We start from the raw sequence: 19757 nt of genomic DNA, 5'->3' as shown, positions 1-19757 counted from the left end.
GAACGCAGGCCGGTAAGGAAAATTCCGACTTCCAAACGTGAAGGACGTCACGCTATTGTATTGCCATTGGGACAGGCAATGCGGTTTGATCGATCACAGGAGTGGGATCTGATCCGTTTTGCCCAATGGGGGAAGGCGGGCTACCGCGTGGTTGAGCCGTTTGTCGTGCAGGTTGTCATGACAGGTCCGGATTGCCAGGTGGTGGCTGGCCGTCTTTCGGATTCGTCGACGAAGGCCAAGCCTCGTAATGCGCTTACCGTTTTCAGAAGCACTGTTTGCGAACACTCGGCCCGCGGTGACGCGTTGGTCGCGATTGATGGCGCGCGTGTTCCACTTCTGTGCGGCGATGGCGCCGGCGCTGCTGATCCTGTGGTTGATGCAGGTGCATGCCGGTGGCGCGATCCGCACCTATCTCGCGCTCGCCGCCGCCGCGGGCCTGCTCACCGTGCTGGTGTTTGGCGCCTTCGGCCTGTACGGGCGCGAGATGTTCAGCAACCAGCTGATGCTGCGCACGACGGTGGTGGCGTGGTCGGCCAGCTTCGGACTGGTGTTGCTGCTGCACACGCTGTTCCGGGTGATCGCCTACCTGCCGATCAAGATGGCCGTGCTCTGGTACGGAGCCACCTTGCTGCTGTTGCTGGCCGGGCGGCTGGTGATGCTGATCTTCTTCCAGCGGCAGATACGCCAGGGCCACTTCGTGGGCCGTTCGGTGATCCTCGGTGCGACCGAGAACGGTGGCCGCCTGGCCCGCCACATGCAGCAGAACGCGGACATCAGCTCCGGCCTGCTGGGCTTCATCGATGACCGCGCGCCGGACCGCATCGACTCCAGCCTGCGCCCGCAGCTGATCGGCAACTTCGCGTTGCTGGAGCAGCTGATCCGCGCCAACGAGGTCGACCAGGTGCTGATGGCGCTGCCGGCCAGCGCCGAAAGCCGCAACCACCACTACGTCGCGCTGCTGCGCAAGATGCCGGTGGAGGTGTTCCTGGTGCCGGAGATGCAGGCCTTCAACTACGCGCTGCCGCGCGTGGCCGAGATCTCCGACGTGCCGATGCTGGTGGTGTCCGAGCCGCCGCTGCAGGGCTGGGCGCCGGCCTACAAGCGTGCCGAGGACCTGGTGCTGGCGTCGCTGGCGCTGCTGTTGCTGTCACCGCTGATGGTGCTGGTGGCGGCGCTGATCAAGCTGGATTCGCGCGGGCCGGTACTGTTCCGGCAGCGCCGCTACGGCTACAACCAGCAGCTGATCGAGGTCTACAAGTTCCGCTCGATGTACCACGACCAGCGCGACATGGACGCCGCGGTGCAGACCCGCGCCGGCGACCCGCGCGTGACCCGGGTCGGACGCTTCATCCGCAAGAGCAGCATCGACGAGCTGCCGCAGCTGTTCAACGTGCTGGCCGGCAGCATGTCGATGGTGGGCCCACGCCCGCATGCCACCGCGACCAAGGCGGCCGACATTCCGTTCGAGGAGGCCGTGGCCGATTACGTGGCCCGGCACAAGGTCAAGCCCGGCATCACCGGGTTGGCGCAGGTGCATGGCTATCGCGGCGAGACCGACACGCTGGAGAAGATCCAGAAGCGCGTGGAGTACGACCTGGCCTATATCGAGAACTGGTCGCTGGGCTTGGACATCTTCATCCTGCTGCGCACCCTGCCGGCGGTCCTGTCGATGAAGGCGGCGTACTGATGGCCGCCCGGCGCGTGGTGCTGGTGATCCCGGTGCGCAACGGCGAGCCGTTCCTGGAGCGCATGTTGCCGGCGCTGCAGGCACAGAGCCTGCAGCCGGACGAGATCCTGGTCATCGACAGCGCCTCGCGCGACCAGAGCGTGGCGCGCTGGCGTGCGTTCGGCGCACGCGTGGTGGAGATCGACGCGGCCACCTTCAATCACGGTGGTACGCGCGGCTGGGCGTCCACGCTGGTCGACGCCGACGTGCTGATCTACATGACCCAGGACGCGATCCCGGTGCCGCCGGATGCGTTGGCCAGGCTGGTCGCCGGCCTGTATGCCGCCGATGACATCGGCGTGGCCTACGGGCGCCAGCTGCCGCATCCGGAGGCCGGGGTGCTGGCGCGGCATGCAAGGGCGTTCAACTACCCGGCGCAGGGGCGCATCAAGCGCCTGGCCGATGCCGGCGAGCTGGGCATCAAGACCTGCTTCACCTCCGATGCGTTCTGCGCCTACCGCATGGACGCGCTCGTCGCGGTGGGCGGCTTTCCGCAGGACGTGATCGGCAGCGAGGACGCGCACGTGGCCGGGCGCATGCTGCTGGATGGCTATGCGGTGAACTACGTCGCCGACGCGCAGGCCTGGCATTCGCACGACTACTCCATCGCCGAGGAGTTCCGCCGCTACTTCGACATCGGCGTGTTCTATTCGCGCGAGCGCTGGATCGCCGAGCGCTTCGGGCGCGCCGGCGGCGAGGGTGGGCGCTTCGTCAGGTCGGAGCTGGCCGCGCTGCGGCGCGAGCGGCAGTGGATGCGGGTTCCCGGCGCACTGTTACGCAGTGCCGCGAAACTGTTGGGTTATCGATTGGGGCACCTGGAACGCAGGCTGCCATTGGCGGTCAAGCGCAGGGTCAGCATGTTCCCCGGTTACTGGAGGCAGCAGTGAATACGAGCAGAGTGATGGTGATGGCGTTGTTGGCGATGCTGTGCACGGCGTGCGCGATGCCCAACGTCGTCAAGCTGCCTTCGGGCAAGGTGATCGAGCAGGGCCAGATCACCAACTTCAGCCCCGAGCAGTTGCCGGCGCCGGTGCTGCGGGTCTACACCGGCGACGTGCTGCGGATCGTGCGCGATGCGCAGACCCCGGCCGAGAAGGACGAGGCCACGCTGTACCGGGTGCGTCCGGACGGGATGATCGCCTATCCGTTCATCGGCACGGTCAAGGCCGGTGGCCGCACTCCGGAGGACGTGGGCGATGAGATCACTCGGCGGCTGGATGCGATCTACCGCGAGCCGAAGGTGACCGTGAACATCGCCGAGGCGCCCGGCAGCCGCGTCTACGTGGGCGGCGCGGTGCGCAACCCGGGCGTGTTCGACCTGGGCTCGACGGTCAATGTCGCCCAGGCCATCACCGCCACCGGCGGCGTGCTGCCCACCGCCGACAGCCGCCACGTGGCGCTGGTGCGCCAGGACGAGCAGGGCGTGCAGCAGGTGTACTTCTTCGACTATGCGGCGCTGCTGGGCGCCGGCACCAATGGCAGCCGCAGCATCGGGCTGCAGCGCGGCGACCTGGTGTTCGTGCCCAGCTCGCGCATCGGCAATGCGATCCAGCGCGTGGACATGTACGTCGGCCAGCTGCTGATGTTCCGCGGTTTCGGCGCGTCGGCGAATTACCAGATCAACGAACCTTCCTACAAGATCAACACCCCCGACGGGAGCGTCCCGTGATCGAGATCCGTAGCCTGCGCGACGCACTGCGCCTGCTCTTCATCTTCGGCAGGGAGTTCAAGCTCGCCCTGCTGGCGACCCTGGCCGTGGTGATCCTGGGCGCGTTCCTGCTGCCCAACCGCTACGTCTCCGATGCCCGCCTGCTGGTCAAGCCGACCGAGAGCGCCAGCGTGCAGCTGCCGGTGCAACCGGGCCCGGACGCCGGCTTCGTGCAGCAGAGCCCGCAGCGCGACCCGCTGCTGGACGAGGAGAAGATGGCCACCAGCGCGCCGGTGATGCTGAAGGTGGCGCAGACCTACCTGGCGATGTCCTCGGTGCCGCCGAAGGGGGGCTGGGCCCTGTTCAAGTTCCGCATGGGCCAGGCGCTGTCCTGGTGCAAGGAGATGCTGCGCAACGTGCTGGTCGGCATCGGCCTGATGGACGAGGCGCCGGTGGCGGACCGGCTGGCCGCACGCCTGGCCAAGAAGCTGCAGGTCAGCCACGACCCCGGCTCCAACGTGATGGAGATGCGGGTCAGCTGGAACGACCCGCACGTGGCCCAGGGCATTTCCCGTGCCTGGGTGGACGCCTACTTCGACGAGCGCGCCAAGGCTGCCGGCGGCGAGGCGTTGTTCAATTTCTACGAAGAGCAGAACCGCGAGCTCAACGACAGCATCATCGCGCTCAAGCGCCAGCTGCGCGAGCAGTTGCGGGTGATCGACGCCACCAGCGTGGAGCAGCGCATCGAGGACGTCACCGACCAGCTGCAGAAGCTGTACCGCCAGCGCCGCGAGCTGCAGGCCGAGCGCGAGGCACTGGTGGGCATCCTTGGCTCGGCCGGCCGGCAGCTGCCGGCGGTGGCCGGTGAAGTGGTGACCGAGCGCGAGATCAGCCTCAATCCGGAGCGCGAGGACCTGAAGCTGAAGTTGAACGGGCTCAAGCAGCAACGACTGGACCTGTTGCGCAACTTCAAGGAAGGCGCGCCGCCGGTGCGTGCGCTGGACGAGAGCATCGCCGCGCTGGAAGCGGAGATCAACGGCGTGGACGGCAACGTGGTGCGCTCGCGCAACGTCGCGCCGAACGCGCTGGGTGCGCGCCTGCGCCAGGACATGCAGGACGCGCGCCTCAACGTGGCCAAGATCGATGCCAACGTCGCCGAGATCGACAGCCAGATCAAGCAGCTGCAGGGCGAGCGCGAGGAAGTGATGTCGGCCGAGCCGTCGCTGTCGCGGCTGAGCCTGGAGCTGTCCTCGGCGGAGAAGACCTTTGCCCAGTACTCGGACTACCTGCTGCGCGCACGCGTGATCCGCGACCTCAACCGTGCCCGGTTGAGCAACGTGGCGCTGGTCGGGCAGTCCAGCTTCACCCCGTCGCGCGTGTTCCCCAAGAGCATGCTGATGCTGCTGCTGTCGATCCCGGTGGCGTTCGCGGTGGCGCTGGTGGTGGTGTTCCTGCTGTACCTGATGGACCAGCGCATCCATGACGGCGGCCGCCTGGAGAAGACCCTGGGCGTGCCCTTGCTGGCGACGGTGCCGGAGATCCTGCACGACGTGGACGGCTCGCAGCCGCTGCGTGCCGCGCTGTACCGCATCTATTGCCGGCTGCCGCTGGAGCAGATCGCCGCGCAGGGGCTGTCGGTGGGCCTCACGTCCAGCCGCAGTGGCGAAGGCGTGAGCTTCATCGCCTCGCGCCTGGCCATCGTGCTGCGCCAGCAGGGCTACAGCGTGCGCGATGGCCAGCTGCCGGCCGGCCCCGGCGAGGTGGTGCTGGTGCAGGCACCGCCGGTCAGCGACGAGAACGCGCTGATCCAGCTGCGCGGCTGCGACCGCATCGTGCTGGTGGTGAAGACCCGCAGCACCACGGTACCGGCGGTGGAGAACGCGATCGCGTTGCTGCGCGACGCGCTGGGTCATGTCGATGGCGTGGTGCTGAACCGCCGCGTGTTCGAGATCCCGCCGCGTTACTGGAAGCCGATCAGCCGTTGGCTCGGGGCGTACTGAGTGCGGCTTGCCCTGCTCGCGCCGTTGCCGCCGTTGCAGAACGGCATCGCCGACTATGCACAGGCATGGATGACGGCCGTGCGCGGCGCCGGCGTGGAGGTGGTGGTGCCGCCGCAGCGGCAGGGGCAATGGGACACCGCCGATGCCGGCTTCTGGCAGGGCATCGACGGGGTGCACGCCGAACTGGGCGGTGGCCGCGGGCCGGAGTTCGTGGCGCTGGAGCAATTGCGCGCACGCTTCCCGCGGCTGCCACTGAGCGCGACCGTGCATGACCCGGAACGCCTGGTCTGGCGTTCGCCCAGCCCGCCGCACGGGCTGGGGCGCTGGCTGGCCGCCGCACCGCGGCCGTTGCCGCAGCTGCTGGCGCTGTCGCAGGACCGCCGCATGCTGGCGCGCGAACGCGCGTTGGCGCGCCAGCTCGATGCCATGGTCGCGCTGACCCGCACCGGCGGACAGGTGCTGGCCGAACGCATGCAGCTAGCCGCGGACAAGGTGCATTTCATCGCGCACGGCAATGGCGTGTTCGCGCCGCAGCCGTTGCCGGAGGCGACGCCGCTGCAGCTGCTGTACTTCGGTTTCATCTACCCGGGCAAGGGCATCGAGGACCTGCTCGATGCCCTGGCGCTGGTGCGCCGGCAACGGCCGGAGGCCGCGGTGCGCCTGACCATGGCCGGCGGCAGCGCGCCGGAGCTGGCCTTCGGCAGCCGCGGGGACTATGTGGCCGAACTGCGCGAGCGTGCGCAGCGGCTGGGCGTCGGTGACTGGATCCAGTGGCGGCTGGACCTGCCCGCCGCGCAGATCGTGTCCTGCGTGCAGGACCACCACGTGATGCTGCTGCCCTATCGCGATTCGAAGAAGCTGGCCCTGCTCGGGCGCATGCGTGGCACCAGTGGTGCCCTGTCCTGGGCCAATGCCTGCGGCCGGGGCGTGATCGCCTCCGATGCGCGTGCCTTCGCCGAGGAGGTGTCGCACGGCAACGGCGTGGTGTTCGCGCAGGGCGACCCCACCGCGCTGGCCGGGCGGATCATCGCGCTGGTCGATGCGCCGGCACAGGCCACGGCCTGGGCCGCCGGTGCCGCGGCGCTGGGACAACAACGGCAATGGCCGCGTATCGCCGCGCAGTTCGCGGCGCTGTTCGCCTCGTTGCAGGAGAGTGGACGATGAACCTTGCAACTGCCCGTCCCGCGAAGCGGTGGTGGCGGCGCGCGGCGCTGCTGCTGGTGGCGCTGGCGGCCCTGCTCGGCGGGGTCAGTGCCTGTGCCAAGGGCGAACGCCCGGCGATGGAGCTGGTGCCGCCGCGCGCGGTGGAGTGGCGCGATTTCCTGGGCGTGAACGCGCATTTCCTCTGGTTCGAACCGGCGCGTTACCGGCAGCAGATGGACCAGCTGCAGGCGTTGGGCCTGCAATGGGTACGCGTGGACCTGCACTGGGACACCATCGAGCCGCGCGAAGGCGTGTTCCGCTGGGACGTGCTGGATCCGTTGATGGCCGAGATCCAGCGCCGTGGCCTGAAGGCCGAGGTGTACCTGGTGGGTTCGGCGCCGCATGCGACCTCGGCCCCGGCCGGCAGCCCGCATCCGGACCAGTACCCGCCCAAGGATCCGGCGCTGTACGCCAAGGCACTGGTGCTGCTGGCCCAGCGCTACCCACAGGTCGACGCCTGGCAGGTCTGGAACGAACCCAACCTGCCGGCGTTCTGGCGTCCGCGCGAGGACCCGGCGGCCTATGGCCGGTTGCTGCTGACCTCCGTCAACGCGATGCGCACCGGTGCGCCGGGCCGCCAGGTCGTGCTCGGCGGCATGGGTTACTTCAGCCAGATGCCGACCCGTGGCGGTGGCCTGATGGTGGAGGAGTTGGCCAAAGGCGGCCTGTATTCGCTGGACGTGATCACCGCCTATCACCCGTATTCGCTGTACCCGGAGGGCGACGACCCGAAGGCGATGGACTTCATCCTGCGTGCGCAGCAGGGCAACGCCGCGCTGCGTGCGGCCGGCGCACACGCCATCTGGGCCGACGAGTGGGGCTGGTCGAGCTACGACGGTCCCAAGGAAGAGCAGCCGATCATCGGCGTGCAGGGCCAGGCCGACTACGTCACCCGCCGGCTGGCGCTGATGAGTGCGCTGGACTACGACAAGGTGTTCCTGTTCGCATTGAGCGACCTGGACAGCCGCGCCGGCGCGCGTGACCGTCGCTACGGCCTGCTGGACGAACGCGCCCAGCCCAAGCCCGTCTACGCCGCCGTGCAGCGCATGCTGCGCCTGACCGGCCCCCGCATCACGCCGGGCACGGCGCCGACGCTGGCCACGGTGCCGCCGGGGTTGGTCAGCATCGCCTGGCAACGCGAGGATGGCCGTCGCCTGTGGTTCTTCTGGGCCGACGCGCCCGGCCAGCTGCAGCTGCGCGGCGTGGAGCATGCACAGCTGCACGATGTCCTGGGCGGTGGCGTGCGGGCATTGCAGGCCGACGCCGGCAGCCTGGCCGTGCCGGTCGGCACCACGCTGTCGATCCTGGAGTGGTGATGCGACCGCTGCGCCTGCTCTGGGTGATGCCGTACCTGCCGTGGCCGACCACCAGCGGTGGCAAGCTGCGCCAGTACCACCTGCTGCGTTGCCTGGCCGCCCGCGGCCACCGCATCACATTGCTGGTGCAGAGCAAGGCGCCGCTGGACCGCCAGGCGCGCGAGCAGCTGGAACCCCTGCTGGAGCGGCTGGTGGTGCTGGAGCGACGCCCGCTGAAATCCGTTCGCACCCTGACGGCGGCGCTGTTGTCGCCGGTGCCGTTGCTGGCCTCGGTCAACGGCCATGCACCGGCCTTCGCGCGGGCACTGGACCGCCTGCTGGCCGAGCCGTGGGACGTGGTGCAGCTGGAACACTCCTACATGTACGAACCGTGCCGCGCGCCGCTGCGCCGCCACCAGCGTGACTTCATCGTCAGCGAGCACAACGTGGAATCCACGCTAGCCGAGGTGACCTACAGTCGCCTGCCGGCGGTGCTGCGGCCCCTGGCCGGGCTCGACCGCGGGCGCTACCAGCGCTGGGAGCGGCAGGTGCTGTCGGCCGCGCGCAAGGTGATCGCCTTGACCGGCGAGGATGCGAAGGTGTTCGCACCGTACAGCCGGCAACCGGTGGCGGTGGTGGTCAACGGCACCGACACCGCGGCATTCGCCGACGTGGTGCCTGATCCAGGGCAACGTCGCGTGTTGTTCATCGGCAACTTCGAGTACGCGCCCAACATCGATGCGGTGGAGTGGATGCTGGACGTGATCATGCCCGCGCTCTGGAAGCATTCGCCGGACGTGCGCCTGTGCCTGTGCGGGCACGCATTGCCGACGCAGTGGGCCGGGCGCTGGACCGACCCGCGCATCGAGTGGCGCGGCTTCGTGCCGCGACTGCAGGGCGTGCAGGCACAGAGCAGCGTGTTTTTGGCCGCGTTGCGCGATGGCGGCGGGTCCAAGCTGAAGGTGCTGGAGGCGATGGCCGCCGGGCTGCCGCTGGTGGCCACGCCGCAGGCGGTGTCGGGTCTGGCCGTGCAGCCGGGTGTGCATTACGCCGGTGGCGCGCAGGCCGACGCGCTGGTGGCGGCGCTGCGGCAGCTGCTGGAGGATCCTGCCCAGGCACATGCGCTGGGCGAGGCCGGGCGCGACTACGTGCGCCAGCACCACGACTGGAGCCGCTCGGCCGACCAGCTCGAAGCTGTCTACGCGGAGCTGACATGCGCATAGGCATCGACTACCGCCCGGTGACCGCCGCGCCGTACTCGGGCATCGCCCGCCAGGTGCTGGCGCTGGAGCAGGCCCTGCTGGCAAGCGGTCGTGGCGAGCTGGTGCGTTTCAGCATGGCACCGCTGCAGCATCCGCACCGCGCGATCGCCTGCTGTCCGGCGCAGGACGTCCCGGCCGCGGGCCTGCACCGGCCGCAGGCGCGGCTGGCGTTCGAGATCGGCTTCCTGCCCAAGGCGCTGGCCGGGCAGGGCATCGACCTGTACATCGCCACCGCCAACAGCGGCCTGCCGTGGCCGCGTCCGCGCGGGCTCAAGCACCAGGTGCAGCTGCTGCACGACCTGTTCCAGCTGACCCTGGCCGGGCGGCATGCCAGCTGGTTGCATGGGCGGGTGTACGGCACGATGGACAGGACGCTGATCGGCCACGCGCTGCGCGCGGCCGACGCGATCTGGACGCCGTCGCAGTACAGCGCGGGGCAGGCGGCGCGGCTGTTCCCGCGCAGCGCCGGCAAGCTCGCGGTGTTGCCCAATGCGGTGGCTGCACTGGCCACGCCGGACCCCCTGCGTGACCCGACCCTGCCGCGCCGTTACTGGCTTGTGGTGGGCACCCGCGAGCCCCGCAAGAACATTCCCTTCCTGCTCGAACACTGGCAGGCCCTGCGTGACGGCGGCCTGCTGCTGCCGGACCTGGTGCTGGTGGGCGATCCGGGCGACGTGCCGGAATGGTTGGCCGACCTGCCGGGCCTGCACTGGCGCAGTGGCCTGAGCGATGCCGCGTTGTCGCGGCTGTATCACGACGCCGAACGGTTGTGGCACCCGGCCACCGCCGAGGGCTTCGGCCTGCCGGTGATCGAGGCGCTGGCCTGTGGCACCCCGGTGGCGGTGGCCACCGGCAGCGCGCTGGATGAAATCACCCCGCGCCAGGCGTTGCGTTTCGACCCCCGCGATGCCGACGCGCTGCGCGAAGCATTGCGGGATGCGGCCACCGGCCGGCGCGCGGAGGAAAGCGTTGCCGTGCTGCAGGCCGCGGCGGCGCGCTATGCGCCGGCGCACTACCAGCAGCGCGTGCTGCAGTTGCTGGACGAGGTGCTGCGGTGAAGCTGGGCACCACCGTCGCGGTGCTGTGCGGGGTGCTGTTCGGCAGCCTGCTGCTGGTGCTGCCGCCGTCCAAGTTCTTCGTGCTGCTGGCGGGCTTTCCGGCGGCGCTGGTGGTACTGCGCTGGCCGGTGGTCGGCCTGTCCCTGTTCGCGTTGTCGGCCACGTTCATGCCGTACAGCACGTTGCAGGTCGGCATCCGTTTCACCGTGGCCGAGGCGATGCTGGGCCTGACCTGGGCCGGGGTCATGCTGCAGTTGTTCTTCCAGAAGCTGGAGCGTCCGGACTGGGGCGGGGTGGAGCGTTCGCTGCTGTTGTTGATGGCCTTCAGCGCGTTTCCGTTCCTGGTCGGCCAGGTGATGGTGGTGGCCGATGGCAATGGCCCGGTGAACTGGGTGCGCTGGCTGGCCAACCTGTCGCCGCTGCTGCTGGCACCGTTGATGCTGTCGCAGCAGAAGCAACGCGAGCAGCTGATGGTGATGCTGCTGCTGGGCAACCTGGCCATGCTGCTGCTCTCGCTCGGCATGTTCATCAAGTCGCGCAGCGCGCTGGACATGATCCCGATCCTGGAGAAGGCGCGGTACGCGCACCCGGAAGCCCTGCTGGACATCTTCAGCGCCGAGAACGCGCGCCTGGGCACGCCGTGGGTGCATCCCAATCTGACCGGCGGCGCGATGGCCCTGTTCGTGCCGATGGCGGCGTTCCATGCCCTTTACCAGCATGGCTGGCGGCGCCTGCTCGGCGCGGCGGTGGCGGTGTTGGGCACGGCGGCGCTGCTGTTGAGCAGCTCGCGCGGCGCCATCCTGGCCATCGGCGTGATGCTGCTGTGGCTGTCGTGGCTGCGCGTGCCCTACGCGCGGGCGATGGTGCTGGCCGGGGTGCTGGGCGGCGTGGCGCTGGCGGTGAGCTACCCGCCGCTGCAGGACCGCCTGGCCACCATGTTCTCCTCCGACAACGCCAGTACCGAAGTGCGCGTGGACGAGTACAAACGTTTCCCCGAGGCGGTGGCCCGCTATCCGCTGGGCATCGGCTTCCGTACCGAGCCGCCGGTCCCGGGCAGCGGCCTGCTCGGCATCTCCAACCTGTGGCTGTACTACATGTACAAGCTGGGCCTGCTCGGCATGCTGCTGTACGGCGTGGTGACCTGGCGCTGGTGGAAGCAGGTGCGTCCGCAGGGCAAGGTCACGGCCATTGATGCACGCAACGGCATGTGGATGGGCTGTACCACCGGCCTGCTGGCCGCGCTGGTCACCGGCCTGATCGATCACTACTACAGTTTCACCATGGTGCTGGTCGCACTGTTCTGGCTGGTGATGGGCATGGGGCTGCAGAGCGCCGCTGCCGTGCCGGCCGACGCGCCAGGCCGTCCGTCATCGTCTTCGAGGAAGCAGGCATGAGACATCGTATTTTCCATTCGACGGACCTGCGCTCGCGGCTGGGCGACTATGCCGCGCGCATGGGCGTGGACACGCCGGCGCTGCTGGCCGCCTACGAATGGCTGCTGGCCAACGAGGGCGCGTTCGAGGAACCCAGCGGCGACGAAGTACGCGTCTCGATCTGTTCGGTGGACATCGAGCCGACCCTGCAGGACCCGTTGGGCCGGCGCCTGTACCACGAGCTCAAGGGCGAGGTGCCCACCCAGCTGGTGCCGCGTTACGGCAAGAACTGGGCCACGCTGAAGGACCGTTGCCTGCGGCTGTGGGAGCAGGTCTACAACATCGCCATCAACAAGGTGCCGTTCCACTGGGTGCGGTTGACCTGGCTGCGCATCGGCGGGGCGAAGATCGGCGAGGGCTCCACCATCTGGCGCAACACCGAGGTGCTGGGTGTGAACAACCTGGTGATCGGCAAGGACAGCGTCATTGCCTGGCATTGCCAGATCGACGCACGCGCCGGGCTGCGCATCGGCGACCACGTCGCCATCGCCTCGCACGTGCTGATCATCGCCGGCACGCATGACCTGACCGCGCCGGAGTTCTGGTCGGTGTCCGCGCCGATCGTGATCGAGGACTACGTGTGGATCGCCAGCCGCGCGCTGGTGGCGCATGGCGCGCACCTGGGACGCGGCTGCGTGATCACCGCCAACACCGTGGTCGCCAAGGAAGTCGCGCCCTACAAGATCATCGGCGGCAGCGGTGCCAAGCCGATGGGTGAACGGCCGCACAACCTCAACTACAAGGTGGGCGGCAAGAACCTGCTGACCCTGCTGCACTGAGCCGATGTTCCGCGCCACGCTCTGGCTGACGCTGGCGACCATCGCCGGGCTGGCGCTCGGCTTCGGCCGCGAGTGGCTGCTGGTCGATGCCTGGGGGGCGGGCGCGCGCACCGATGCGTTCCTGGTCGGCATGTTCCTGCCCGAGGCGATCCGCATGACGCTGGCCGCCGGGTTGTTGTCCTCGGCGGCGCTGCCGCTGTACCAGCAACTGGCCGGCGAACGGCGCGTGGGCTGGTTGTCCGCGCAGGTCTCGAGCCTGATGCTGCTGGGCGTTGCGCTGGCGGTGCTGTTGGCGATCGCCGCACCGTTGTGGGTGCGGCTGATCGGCCCGGGCCTGTCCGCTTCCGCGCAGCACGATGCCTCGGCCAGCCTGACGATCCTGGCGGCCAGCGTGCCGTTGCTGCTGCTGCATGCCCTGGCCGCGGCCGTGGCCCAGGCGCAGGAGCGCTTCCTGGTCGCCGGCCTGGGCTCGTTCCTCTACAACCTGCCTGCGGTGGTGCTGTTGCTGCTGCAGCGTGGCAGCACCGACGAACACCGCCTGGCCTGGGCCTTCGTCCTCGGCGCGGTGCTGATGTTGGCCTCGATGCTGCCGCTGCTGTGGCGCAGCGGTTGGCGCCCCTGGCGCTGGCAGTGGCAGGTGCAGGACATCGCGCTGCTGTACCGCCGCCTGGCGCCATTGCTGGCCAGCGCCGGCGCCAGCCAGGGACTGGTGCTGCTGGAGCGCATCTGCGCGTCCTTCCTCGGCGAAGGGGCGATCACGCTGGTCAACCTGGCGCGCAAGCTGGTCAACCTGCCGCTGGTCGCGTTGATGAGCCTGAACCAGGTGGTGCTGGCGCGCATGACCCGGCTGGCCGATGACCCGCAGGCGCGCCGCGCGGCCCTGCAGGTCGGCATGCTGGCCACCGCCGCATTGACCGTGCCGGCGGCGGCCGGCCTGATCGGCGCCGCGCCCGCGCTGGTGCAACTGCTGTTGCCGGCGGGAATGGCGCAGGGGCCGCTGCCGATGCTGCTGGCGTGGTTCGCCTGCGTGATCGTGTTCGGCGCGTGGAACGCGCTGCTCGCGCGCTATGCCTATGCCGCCGGCGACACCCTGTTGCCGATGCGCTGCGAGCTGCTTGGCAGCGCGGTCAACGCACTGGCATTGCTGCTGGTGCCCATGGTTACTGGCATGGCCGGCATCGCCTGGGCGGCGCTGGCCGGCATCCTCGTCACCGCCGTGCTGTTCCTGCATCGGTACCGCTTGCTGGGCCAGCAATGGGTCCTGCGCTTGCCTGTGGTGGCCGGCATCGCGTTGCTGGTATCGGCGCTGCTGCTGTACCCGTTGCCGGGACCATGGTTGCAACTGGGCGCAGCGTCGGTGCATGCGGCGCTGTGGTTGCTGGTGCTGGGCGCATGGAGCGTGCGACAGGCGCGACGCGCGGCCTGAGCGGTGATGCGGCGGCGTGCCGCCGAGCCCATCACGGGTAATCAATGACCACGACGTAATCGCCCTGCAGGCGTGCCTGTTGCGCGCCGCGCAGGGGATAGCGTGCGGAGATGCCCCGCTGATCCGTATCCGGATCATCGCCGGACAGTGCGGCAAGGCCTGCGACGGGACCGCCCATGCGTGCGTTCCCCTCTTCGCCGCCACCTAGCGGTTTCACCGAGATCACTGCACCACCCGCCGAGGCCGGGCAATCGGACAGGCGCAGTTCCTGCGCCGTGGCGGACAGCTGCATCGTGCAGCTGGGGTCGGTGATGACCCCGTTGAAGCGCATCGTGCCGGTATTGGCCTGCACCGTTGCAGAAATGGAAACCAGCGCCACGCACAGCAGGAGAGGTGTTTTCATGACGTGTCCTCCGCAGGGGAGTGACCAGTTGGCTCCTTCGCGAACTGTTCGGTAAGGGGCAACATCGCGATCTGGACGGCCCGTCACTGGCAAAGGGTGATGTGCATCAAACAGCTGTATTTCAGCTATTTGCATGGATGCAGCGGTGTAAGAAAACAGGCGTCCGGCGCGGCATTGCAGCATGCTGTCTGCCGGACACTGGCAACGCTTCCACGAAAGAGGGCAAGCGCGATGCCGTGTCAACAACGGACATTCGTGCCGTGGATTGGTGCCCGCTGGCGGGCGTGGCTAATCTCCCGCCGCCGTGACCGCACAGGAAGCGTTCGCGTGCAGGTGAGACGCAAGGCGAGGGCAAAGGCCCGCGAAATCCTTTGCTTCCTCCTCCCCCTTCCACTGTCTCCCGTCAGGGATGGAATCTCGAGAATGAACACGATCCGCTTGTTTGCAATCGCGGTGCTGGCCGCCGCGACGTCCGCTGCCAACGCCGCCGACGGCACCATAACCTTCAACGGCCTGGTCACCGACAAGACCTGCGACATCACCACGCCACAGGGCAAGGACTTCACCGTCACCCTGCCGACCGTGGCCAAGTCCTCGCTGCCCGCCGCCGGCTCCACCGCAGGCCGCACGCCCTTCACGATCAGCCTGAGCCAGTGCAGCGCCGGCGACGTGGCGACCTACTTCGAGCCGGGCGCGAGCGTGGACTTCACGTCGGGGCGCCTGCTCAACCAGGCTGCGGCCAACGCGGCAGGCAATGTGCAGATCCAGTTGCTGGGGTCCAACAACCAGTTCCTGCCGGTGCTGGCCGCGGGCAGTGGCAGTGCGCAGGCCAACTCGCAGTGGGTGACCGTCGCCGCCGATGGCTCGGCCAGCCTCAACTATTACGCCGAGTACTACGCCACGGCGGCAGCCAGTGCCGGTGAAGTTGCCAGCAGCGTCAAGTACACGATCATCTACAACTGACGATCACCTGCATTGGTACCGGTTGGCCGTACGGCCAGCCGGTGGCTTCCCTTTCTTCCGGTCGTTGGGCAATGAACGTGATCCGTCGTCGGGCATCACTGCTGCTGGTGTCGTCCCTGCTGTTCTGCCCGTCCGCACAGGCCGGCATCGTGATCAACGGTACGCGTGTGATCTACCCGGCGCAGGCGCGCGAGGTCACCGTGCAGGTGAACAATGTCGGCGACACACCGTCGTTGGTGCAGGCATGGATCGATACGGGCGATGCCGAACAGACGCCGGAGGACAGCGATGCCCCGTTCGTGCTGACGCCGCCGATCAGCCGGGTGGAGCCGGGCAGCAGCCAGGCCTTGCGGGTGATCTACTCGGGACGCGCACTGCCCGCCGATCGTGAAACGGTGTTCTGGCTCAACGTGCTGGATGTCCCGCCCGTTCCTGAGGAGGCCGGCGGTGCCGGGCAGAACTACCTGCAGGTCGCGTTCCGTTCACGCCTGAAGCTGTTCTTCCGTCCGCAGGGGCTGAACGGCCACGCCAATGATGCAGCACAGGCGCTGCAGTGGACCCTGGGCGGTGACCGCCTGCGCGTGCACAACCCCACGCCGTACCACGTGACCCTGGCCGAGGCGCATGCATGGGCCGCCGGCCAGGACACGGTGATCCAGGCGCAGGGCCGGATGATCGCCCCGGACCAGCAGCTGGAGTTCATCGTGCCGGCGGCCACCGAGGAGGTGCGGTTCCGCACCATCAACGACTACGGCGGTCGCATCGAGCGGAGCGTTCGCCTGGATGCGGGTCGCTGAGGTGATGCATCGCCGTCCGCTCGCGTGTCCCGTGCACGGGCGCAGACCGACGGCGTCGGGAGAGGTCCGCGTGAAGGGAAGCAGGGTGATCGCATCCATGCCTGGCGTAGCCCGCCATGCACCAACGCGCCGCGCGATCGGCGGCAGGGCCTGCCGATGGCTGGCCACGGCGGTGGCACTGTCCGCCGCGGCGCGGGCGTGGGCCGAGCCGGTCAACCTCGGCGAGCGCGCCTTGCTGGCACAGAGCGCGGCCGGTGCCGTCCCGTTGGCACCGCCGGCCAACGCCCAGTTCAACTCGAACTTCCTGTCCGGGCAGGCGCGTCGCATCGACCTGTCCGCCTTCAGCAACGGCAACCCGATGGCTGCGGGCATCTATCGCGTGGACCTCTATGTGAACGGGGCGTGGCAGGGGCGGCGTGACGTGGAGTTCAGGGCCGATGCCAGCGGCCAGGTAGATGCCTGCTTCCGCCCCGCGCAGTTGGAAGAACTGGGCGTGGACAGCACGGTACTCGGCGCGGGCACCGCCGCGGCCGTGCCGCTGGACGACGCCTGCATGCCGGTGCGCCAGCGCATCGCCGACGCATTCGGCCGCTTCAACAGCGCCGACCTGCGCTATGACCTGAGCATCCCGCAGGCCGTGCTGCGGCGCGAAGCGCGCGGCTACGTCAGTCCCGCGCGATGGGATCGCGGCATCAATGCCGGTTTCATCGGCTACAGCTTCAACGGCGTGGACAGCCACAACCGGACCCCGGGTGGGCAACGCAGCCGCAGCGCCTACCTGGGACTCAACGCCGGGCTGAACCTGGCCGGATGGCAGTTCCGGCATGACGCCAACCTCACCTGGAACGAAGGTGACGGCCGCCGTTGGCAGGGCATCGCGAGCTACGCCCAGCGCGGCATCGCCGGCGTGCGTGGCCTGCTGACGATCGGGCAGTCCTATACCAACGGCGAACTGTTCGATGCGATCGGCTACAGCGGCATCAGCCTGGTCAGCGACGACCGCATGCTGCCCGATTCACTGCGTGGCTACGCACCGGTGGTGCGTGGCATCGCCGAAACCAATGCACGGGTGGAGATCCGCCAGAACCAGCAGTTGATCCATTCGGTCACGGTGTCGCCGGGCAGCTTCGTCATCGATGACCTCTACCCCACCGGCTATGGTGGCGACCTCGAGGTGACCGTGCTTGAAGCCGACGGCCGGCGGCGCGTGTTCAAGGTGCCGTTCGGTTCGGTGCCGCAGATGTTGCGGGCGGGCATTTCGCGCTATGCGATCACCGCGGGCAAGGTGCGCAACGAACAGCTGGATGATGCTCCCTGGTTGCTGCAGGCCACCTACCAGCGCGGGATGGGCAACCGCCTGACGCTGTACGGCGGTGGCAACGCCAGCGAGGGCTATGCCTCGGTGCTGTACGGGCTGGGCCTTTCCACCGCGGTGGGCGCCTTCGCGGCCGATGTCACCCATGCGCGCACCGAGCTGGCGGGCCTGCGGCGGCAGGGCGCCAGTGTCCGGCTGAGTTACAGCCATCTCATCGGCGAAACCGGAACCAACCTGACCGTGGCGGCGTACCGCTACTCCACCCGTGGCTTCTACAGCCTGCTCGATGCGATGCAGGTGCGCGATGCGGTACGTCGCGGCGACGGGTTTGCGCTGGGCCGCCAGCGCAGCCAGGTCCAGCTGACGCTGAACCAGCCACTGGGACAGCGATGGGGCGCGTTGTACGTCACCGGTTCGCTGCGCGACTTCTATGACCGCGCAGGCACCGGCAAGCAGTTCCAGGTGGGCTACAACCATGTCTGGCGCGCACTCAACTATGGGTTCTCCGCGGTGCGCACCGAGGACGGTGTTGCCGGACGCCCGGACACCGAATACCTGCTGTCGGTGAGCGTGCCGCTGGGCCGTGGCACGCAGCCGCTGTCGCTGAATGTGGACGTGGGCGCGCGCGGCACGCAGGGGTATGACAACAGCCGCATCGGCATCACCGGCGCGACCGGCGAGGCGAACGCGCTCAGCTATGGGCTGGCCCTGTCCGATGCACGTGATGCGGACAGCACCCTGGTCGGCAATGCCGAGTATCGCAGCCGCTACACCGCGCTGAGCGGCTCGTACAGCTATTCCAGCGCGTTCCGCCAGGCAGCGTTCGGCGCCAATGGCAGCCTGGTCCTGCATCCGGGGGGCGTCACCTTCACGCCGGATCGCGGTGACACCATGGTGCTGGTGGAGGCACGCGATGCGCGCGATGCGCGCGTGGGGAATGCCCCCGGATTGCGCATCGATGGCGATGGGTACGCGGTGGTGCCGTATGTCTCGCCGTATCGACTCAATACGGTCACGCTGGATCCGCAGGGTATGTCGCTGGAGGTGGAGCTGCAGGGCAGCAGCCAGACGGTGGCGCCGTATGCCGGTGCCATCAGCCATCTGCACTTCGCCACGCGCAAGGGGCGTGCGTTGTTGATGCGGGTACGCGACGGCCATGGCCAGGCCATGCCGTTCGGTGCGCAGGTGGTTGATGTGGCCGGGCAGCCGGTGGGCATGGTCAGCCAGGGTGGACGCATCTACCTGCGCAGCGAGCACGACGCCGGCAGGCTGCAGGTGCGCTGGGGCGCGAACGACGACCAGCACTGCGGCGTGGACTATCAGGTGCCGGCTGAAGCTTCGGCCGGGCAGGCAGGCATTGTATCCATGGAGGCGATATGTCGATGATTCTCCCGGGCGCGGTTGGTCGTGGCATCTGCGGGGTGGCCGTGCTGCTGGCTGGCCTGCAGGCCGGGCCCGCGTTGGCCAGGTGCAGCATCACCAAATCCGGGTTCGTCGCGCAGGACGTGCAGATGGACATGGGGCAGGTGACCATCCTGCCCGGCACGCCGGTGGGGGGCGTGATCAAGGAGCTGGTCGCCACCATCAACCAGGTCGAAGGGATCGGTACCTGCACCAGTTCGGGTGGCTATGCCGAGGGCAGGTACGTCAATGCGCAGCAAGCGCAATCTACCAGCATCGCCAACACCTACAACACGTTGGTGGAAGGCGTTGGGATCCGGGTGTACCGCGACTCCGGGACGGTGCAGGCCTATTACCCTCATACGGTGCCACTCGCGGCGCGAGAGAAGAACTTAGACATCACACTCAATGGCGGAAGATTCCGCGTTGAACTCATCAAGACTGCCATCCAGACTGGCTCAGGTCCGATCGCTGCCAGCGGGCGCTTCACCACGTACTATTTAGACGGCGACGGTCCTTCCAGGCCAGAGCTTACCTCCACCTTCAAGGGCACCGGCACCACCGTGGTCAGTCCCACCTGCGAAGTGCTGGCCGGTAGCCGCAACCTGGTGGTGGACTTCGGCGCTGTGCCGGCCAGCACCTTCACCGGCGTAGGCTCGCGGGCGGTCAATCGTGATTTCGACATCCGGCTCAGTTGCCAAGGCAGCAACCTGGCCGCTTACCAGAGCGCGATCGGCATCCGCCTGGATGCCACCCAGGACAGCTCCAACCGTGCCGGTGTGCTGCGCCTGACCCAGGGCGGCAACACCGCCACGCGGATCGGCATCGAGCTGGTGCAGCGTGATGGCGCGGCCGAACGCGCGCTGGCATTCGGCACCACGGTGCCGCTGGGAAGAACCGTGGTCGGCAGCAGTGCCTTCAACCTGCCGCTGCGTGCGCGCTACATCCAGACCCAGGCGGGCGCGGTGGGGCCGGGCACGGCCAACGGGGCGGCCACCTTCACCATCACCTACAACTGAGCCCGGCCGGGCAGGGCGATGGCGGCCTG

General features: G+C 68.5%; 16 protein-coding genes. 15 read left to right on the top strand and 1 reads right to left on the bottom strand.

Features of this window, described 5'->3' with window-relative positions; translation table 11 throughout:
- Nucleotides 1–316 precede the first annotated feature (316 nt).
- The 11 genes from ATCM_RS13630 to ATCM_RS13580 are packed head-to-tail and all read left to right on the top strand — an operon-like array spanning nt 317 to nt 13830.
- On the top strand, nt 317–1687 hold the full coding sequence (locus ATCM_RS13630) for an undecaprenyl-phosphate glucose phosphotransferase (RefSeq protein ID WP_207911813.1): 1371 nt from the start codon (nt 317–319) through the stop codon (nt 1685–1687).
- The gene (locus tag ATCM_RS13625; protein ID WP_132865033.1) at nt 1687–2613 is read left to right on the top strand and encodes a glycosyltransferase family 2 protein; all 927 of its coding nucleotides are present in this window, start codon (nt 1687–1689) and stop codon (nt 2611–2613) included. Before ATCM_RS13630 ends, ATCM_RS13625 begins: the two co-directional genes overlap by 1 nt.
- Nucleotides 2610–3395: a polysaccharide biosynthesis/export family protein gene (locus ATCM_RS13620; RefSeq protein WP_132865032.1), complete on the top strand. Its 786-nt coding sequence runs from the start codon at nt 2610–2612 to the stop codon at nt 3393–3395. Before ATCM_RS13625 ends, ATCM_RS13620 begins: the two co-directional genes overlap by 4 nt.
- Entirely contained in the window at nt 3392–5374 is a 1983-nt protein-coding gene (locus tag ATCM_RS13615; protein ID WP_132865031.1) for a lipopolysaccharide biosynthesis protein, read from the top strand. Before ATCM_RS13620 ends, ATCM_RS13615 begins: the two co-directional genes overlap by 4 nt.
- Entirely contained in the window at nt 5375–6538 is a 1164-nt protein-coding gene (locus ATCM_RS13610; RefSeq protein WP_132865030.1) for a glycosyltransferase, read from the top strand. It abuts the gene before it with no gap.
- Nucleotides 6535–7893 (top strand): beta-galactosidase, encoded by a 1359-nt coding sequence (locus tag ATCM_RS13605; RefSeq protein WP_132865029.1) that lies wholly within the window; start codon nt 6535–6537, stop codon nt 7891–7893. Before ATCM_RS13610 ends, ATCM_RS13605 begins: the two co-directional genes overlap by 4 nt.
- Nucleotides 7893–9095, top strand: coding sequence for a glycosyltransferase family 4 protein (locus tag ATCM_RS13600; protein ID WP_207911812.1), 1203 nt, complete (start codon nt 7893–7895; stop codon nt 9093–9095). Before ATCM_RS13605 ends, ATCM_RS13600 begins: the two co-directional genes overlap by 1 nt.
- Complete coding sequence (locus ATCM_RS13595) at nt 9086–10192, top strand: glycosyltransferase family 1 protein (RefSeq protein WP_132865028.1); 1107 nt, start codon at nt 9086–9088, stop codon at nt 10190–10192. The genes ATCM_RS13600 and ATCM_RS13595 overlap by 10 nt, the downstream gene beginning before the upstream one ends.
- Nucleotides 10189–11586: an O-antigen ligase family protein gene (locus tag ATCM_RS13590; protein WP_132865027.1), complete on the top strand. Its 1398-nt coding sequence runs from the start codon at nt 10189–10191 to the stop codon at nt 11584–11586. The genes ATCM_RS13595 and ATCM_RS13590 overlap by 4 nt, the downstream gene beginning before the upstream one ends.
- A complete protein-coding gene (locus tag ATCM_RS13585; protein WP_132865026.1) occupies nt 11583–12404 on the top strand; it encodes an acyltransferase in 822 nt (273 codons plus the stop codon). Before ATCM_RS13590 ends, ATCM_RS13585 begins: the two co-directional genes overlap by 4 nt.
- 4 nt (nt 12405–12408) lie before the next feature.
- Nucleotides 12409–13830, top strand: coding sequence for a lipid II flippase MurJ (locus ATCM_RS13580; RefSeq protein ID WP_132865025.1), 1422 nt, complete (start codon nt 12409–12411; stop codon nt 13828–13830).
- 31 nt (nt 13831–13861) lie between these two features.
- On the opposite strand, the gene ATCM_RS13575 is transcribed toward ATCM_RS13580, so the two are convergent.
- Nucleotides 13862–14233, bottom strand: coding sequence for a type 1 fimbrial protein (locus tag ATCM_RS13575; protein ID WP_132865024.1), 372 nt, complete (start codon nt 14231–14233; stop codon nt 13862–13864).
- 423 nt (nt 14234–14656) lie between these two features.
- On the opposite strand from ATCM_RS13575, the gene ATCM_RS13570 reads away from it, so the two are divergent.
- The 4 genes from ATCM_RS13570 to ATCM_RS13555 all read left to right on the top strand — a co-directional run bounded on the left by ATCM_RS13570 (nt 14657) and on the right by ATCM_RS13555 (nt 19728).
- Entirely contained in the window at nt 14657–15196 is a 540-nt protein-coding gene (locus ATCM_RS13570) for a fimbrial protein (protein ID WP_132865023.1), read from the top strand.
- Nucleotides 15197–15267: 71 nt separating this feature from the next.
- Nucleotides 15268–15993, top strand: coding sequence for a fimbria/pilus periplasmic chaperone (locus ATCM_RS13565; protein ID WP_132865022.1), 726 nt, complete (start codon nt 15268–15270; stop codon nt 15991–15993).
- 97 nt (nt 15994–16090) lie between these two features.
- Nucleotides 16091–18694, top strand: a complete 2604-nt coding sequence (locus ATCM_RS13560; protein WP_132865021.1) for a fimbria/pilus outer membrane usher protein — start codon at nt 16091–16093, stop codon at nt 18692–18694.
- Nucleotides 18691–19728: a fimbrial protein gene (locus tag ATCM_RS13555; protein ID WP_132866179.1), complete on the top strand. Its 1038-nt coding sequence runs from the start codon at nt 18691–18693 to the stop codon at nt 19726–19728. Before ATCM_RS13560 ends, ATCM_RS13555 begins: the two co-directional genes overlap by 4 nt.
- Nucleotides 19729–19757 lie beyond the last annotated feature (29 nt).

Origin of the sequence: Stenotrophomonas sp. ATCM1_4, assembly GCF_004348115.1 — a bacterium.
Lineage (GTDB): Bacteria > Pseudomonadota > Gammaproteobacteria > Xanthomonadales > Xanthomonadaceae > Stenotrophomonas > Stenotrophomonas capsici.
The sequence above is the reverse complement of the archived record's forward strand: the minus strand, read 5'-3'. Positions and strand labels throughout refer to the sequence as shown.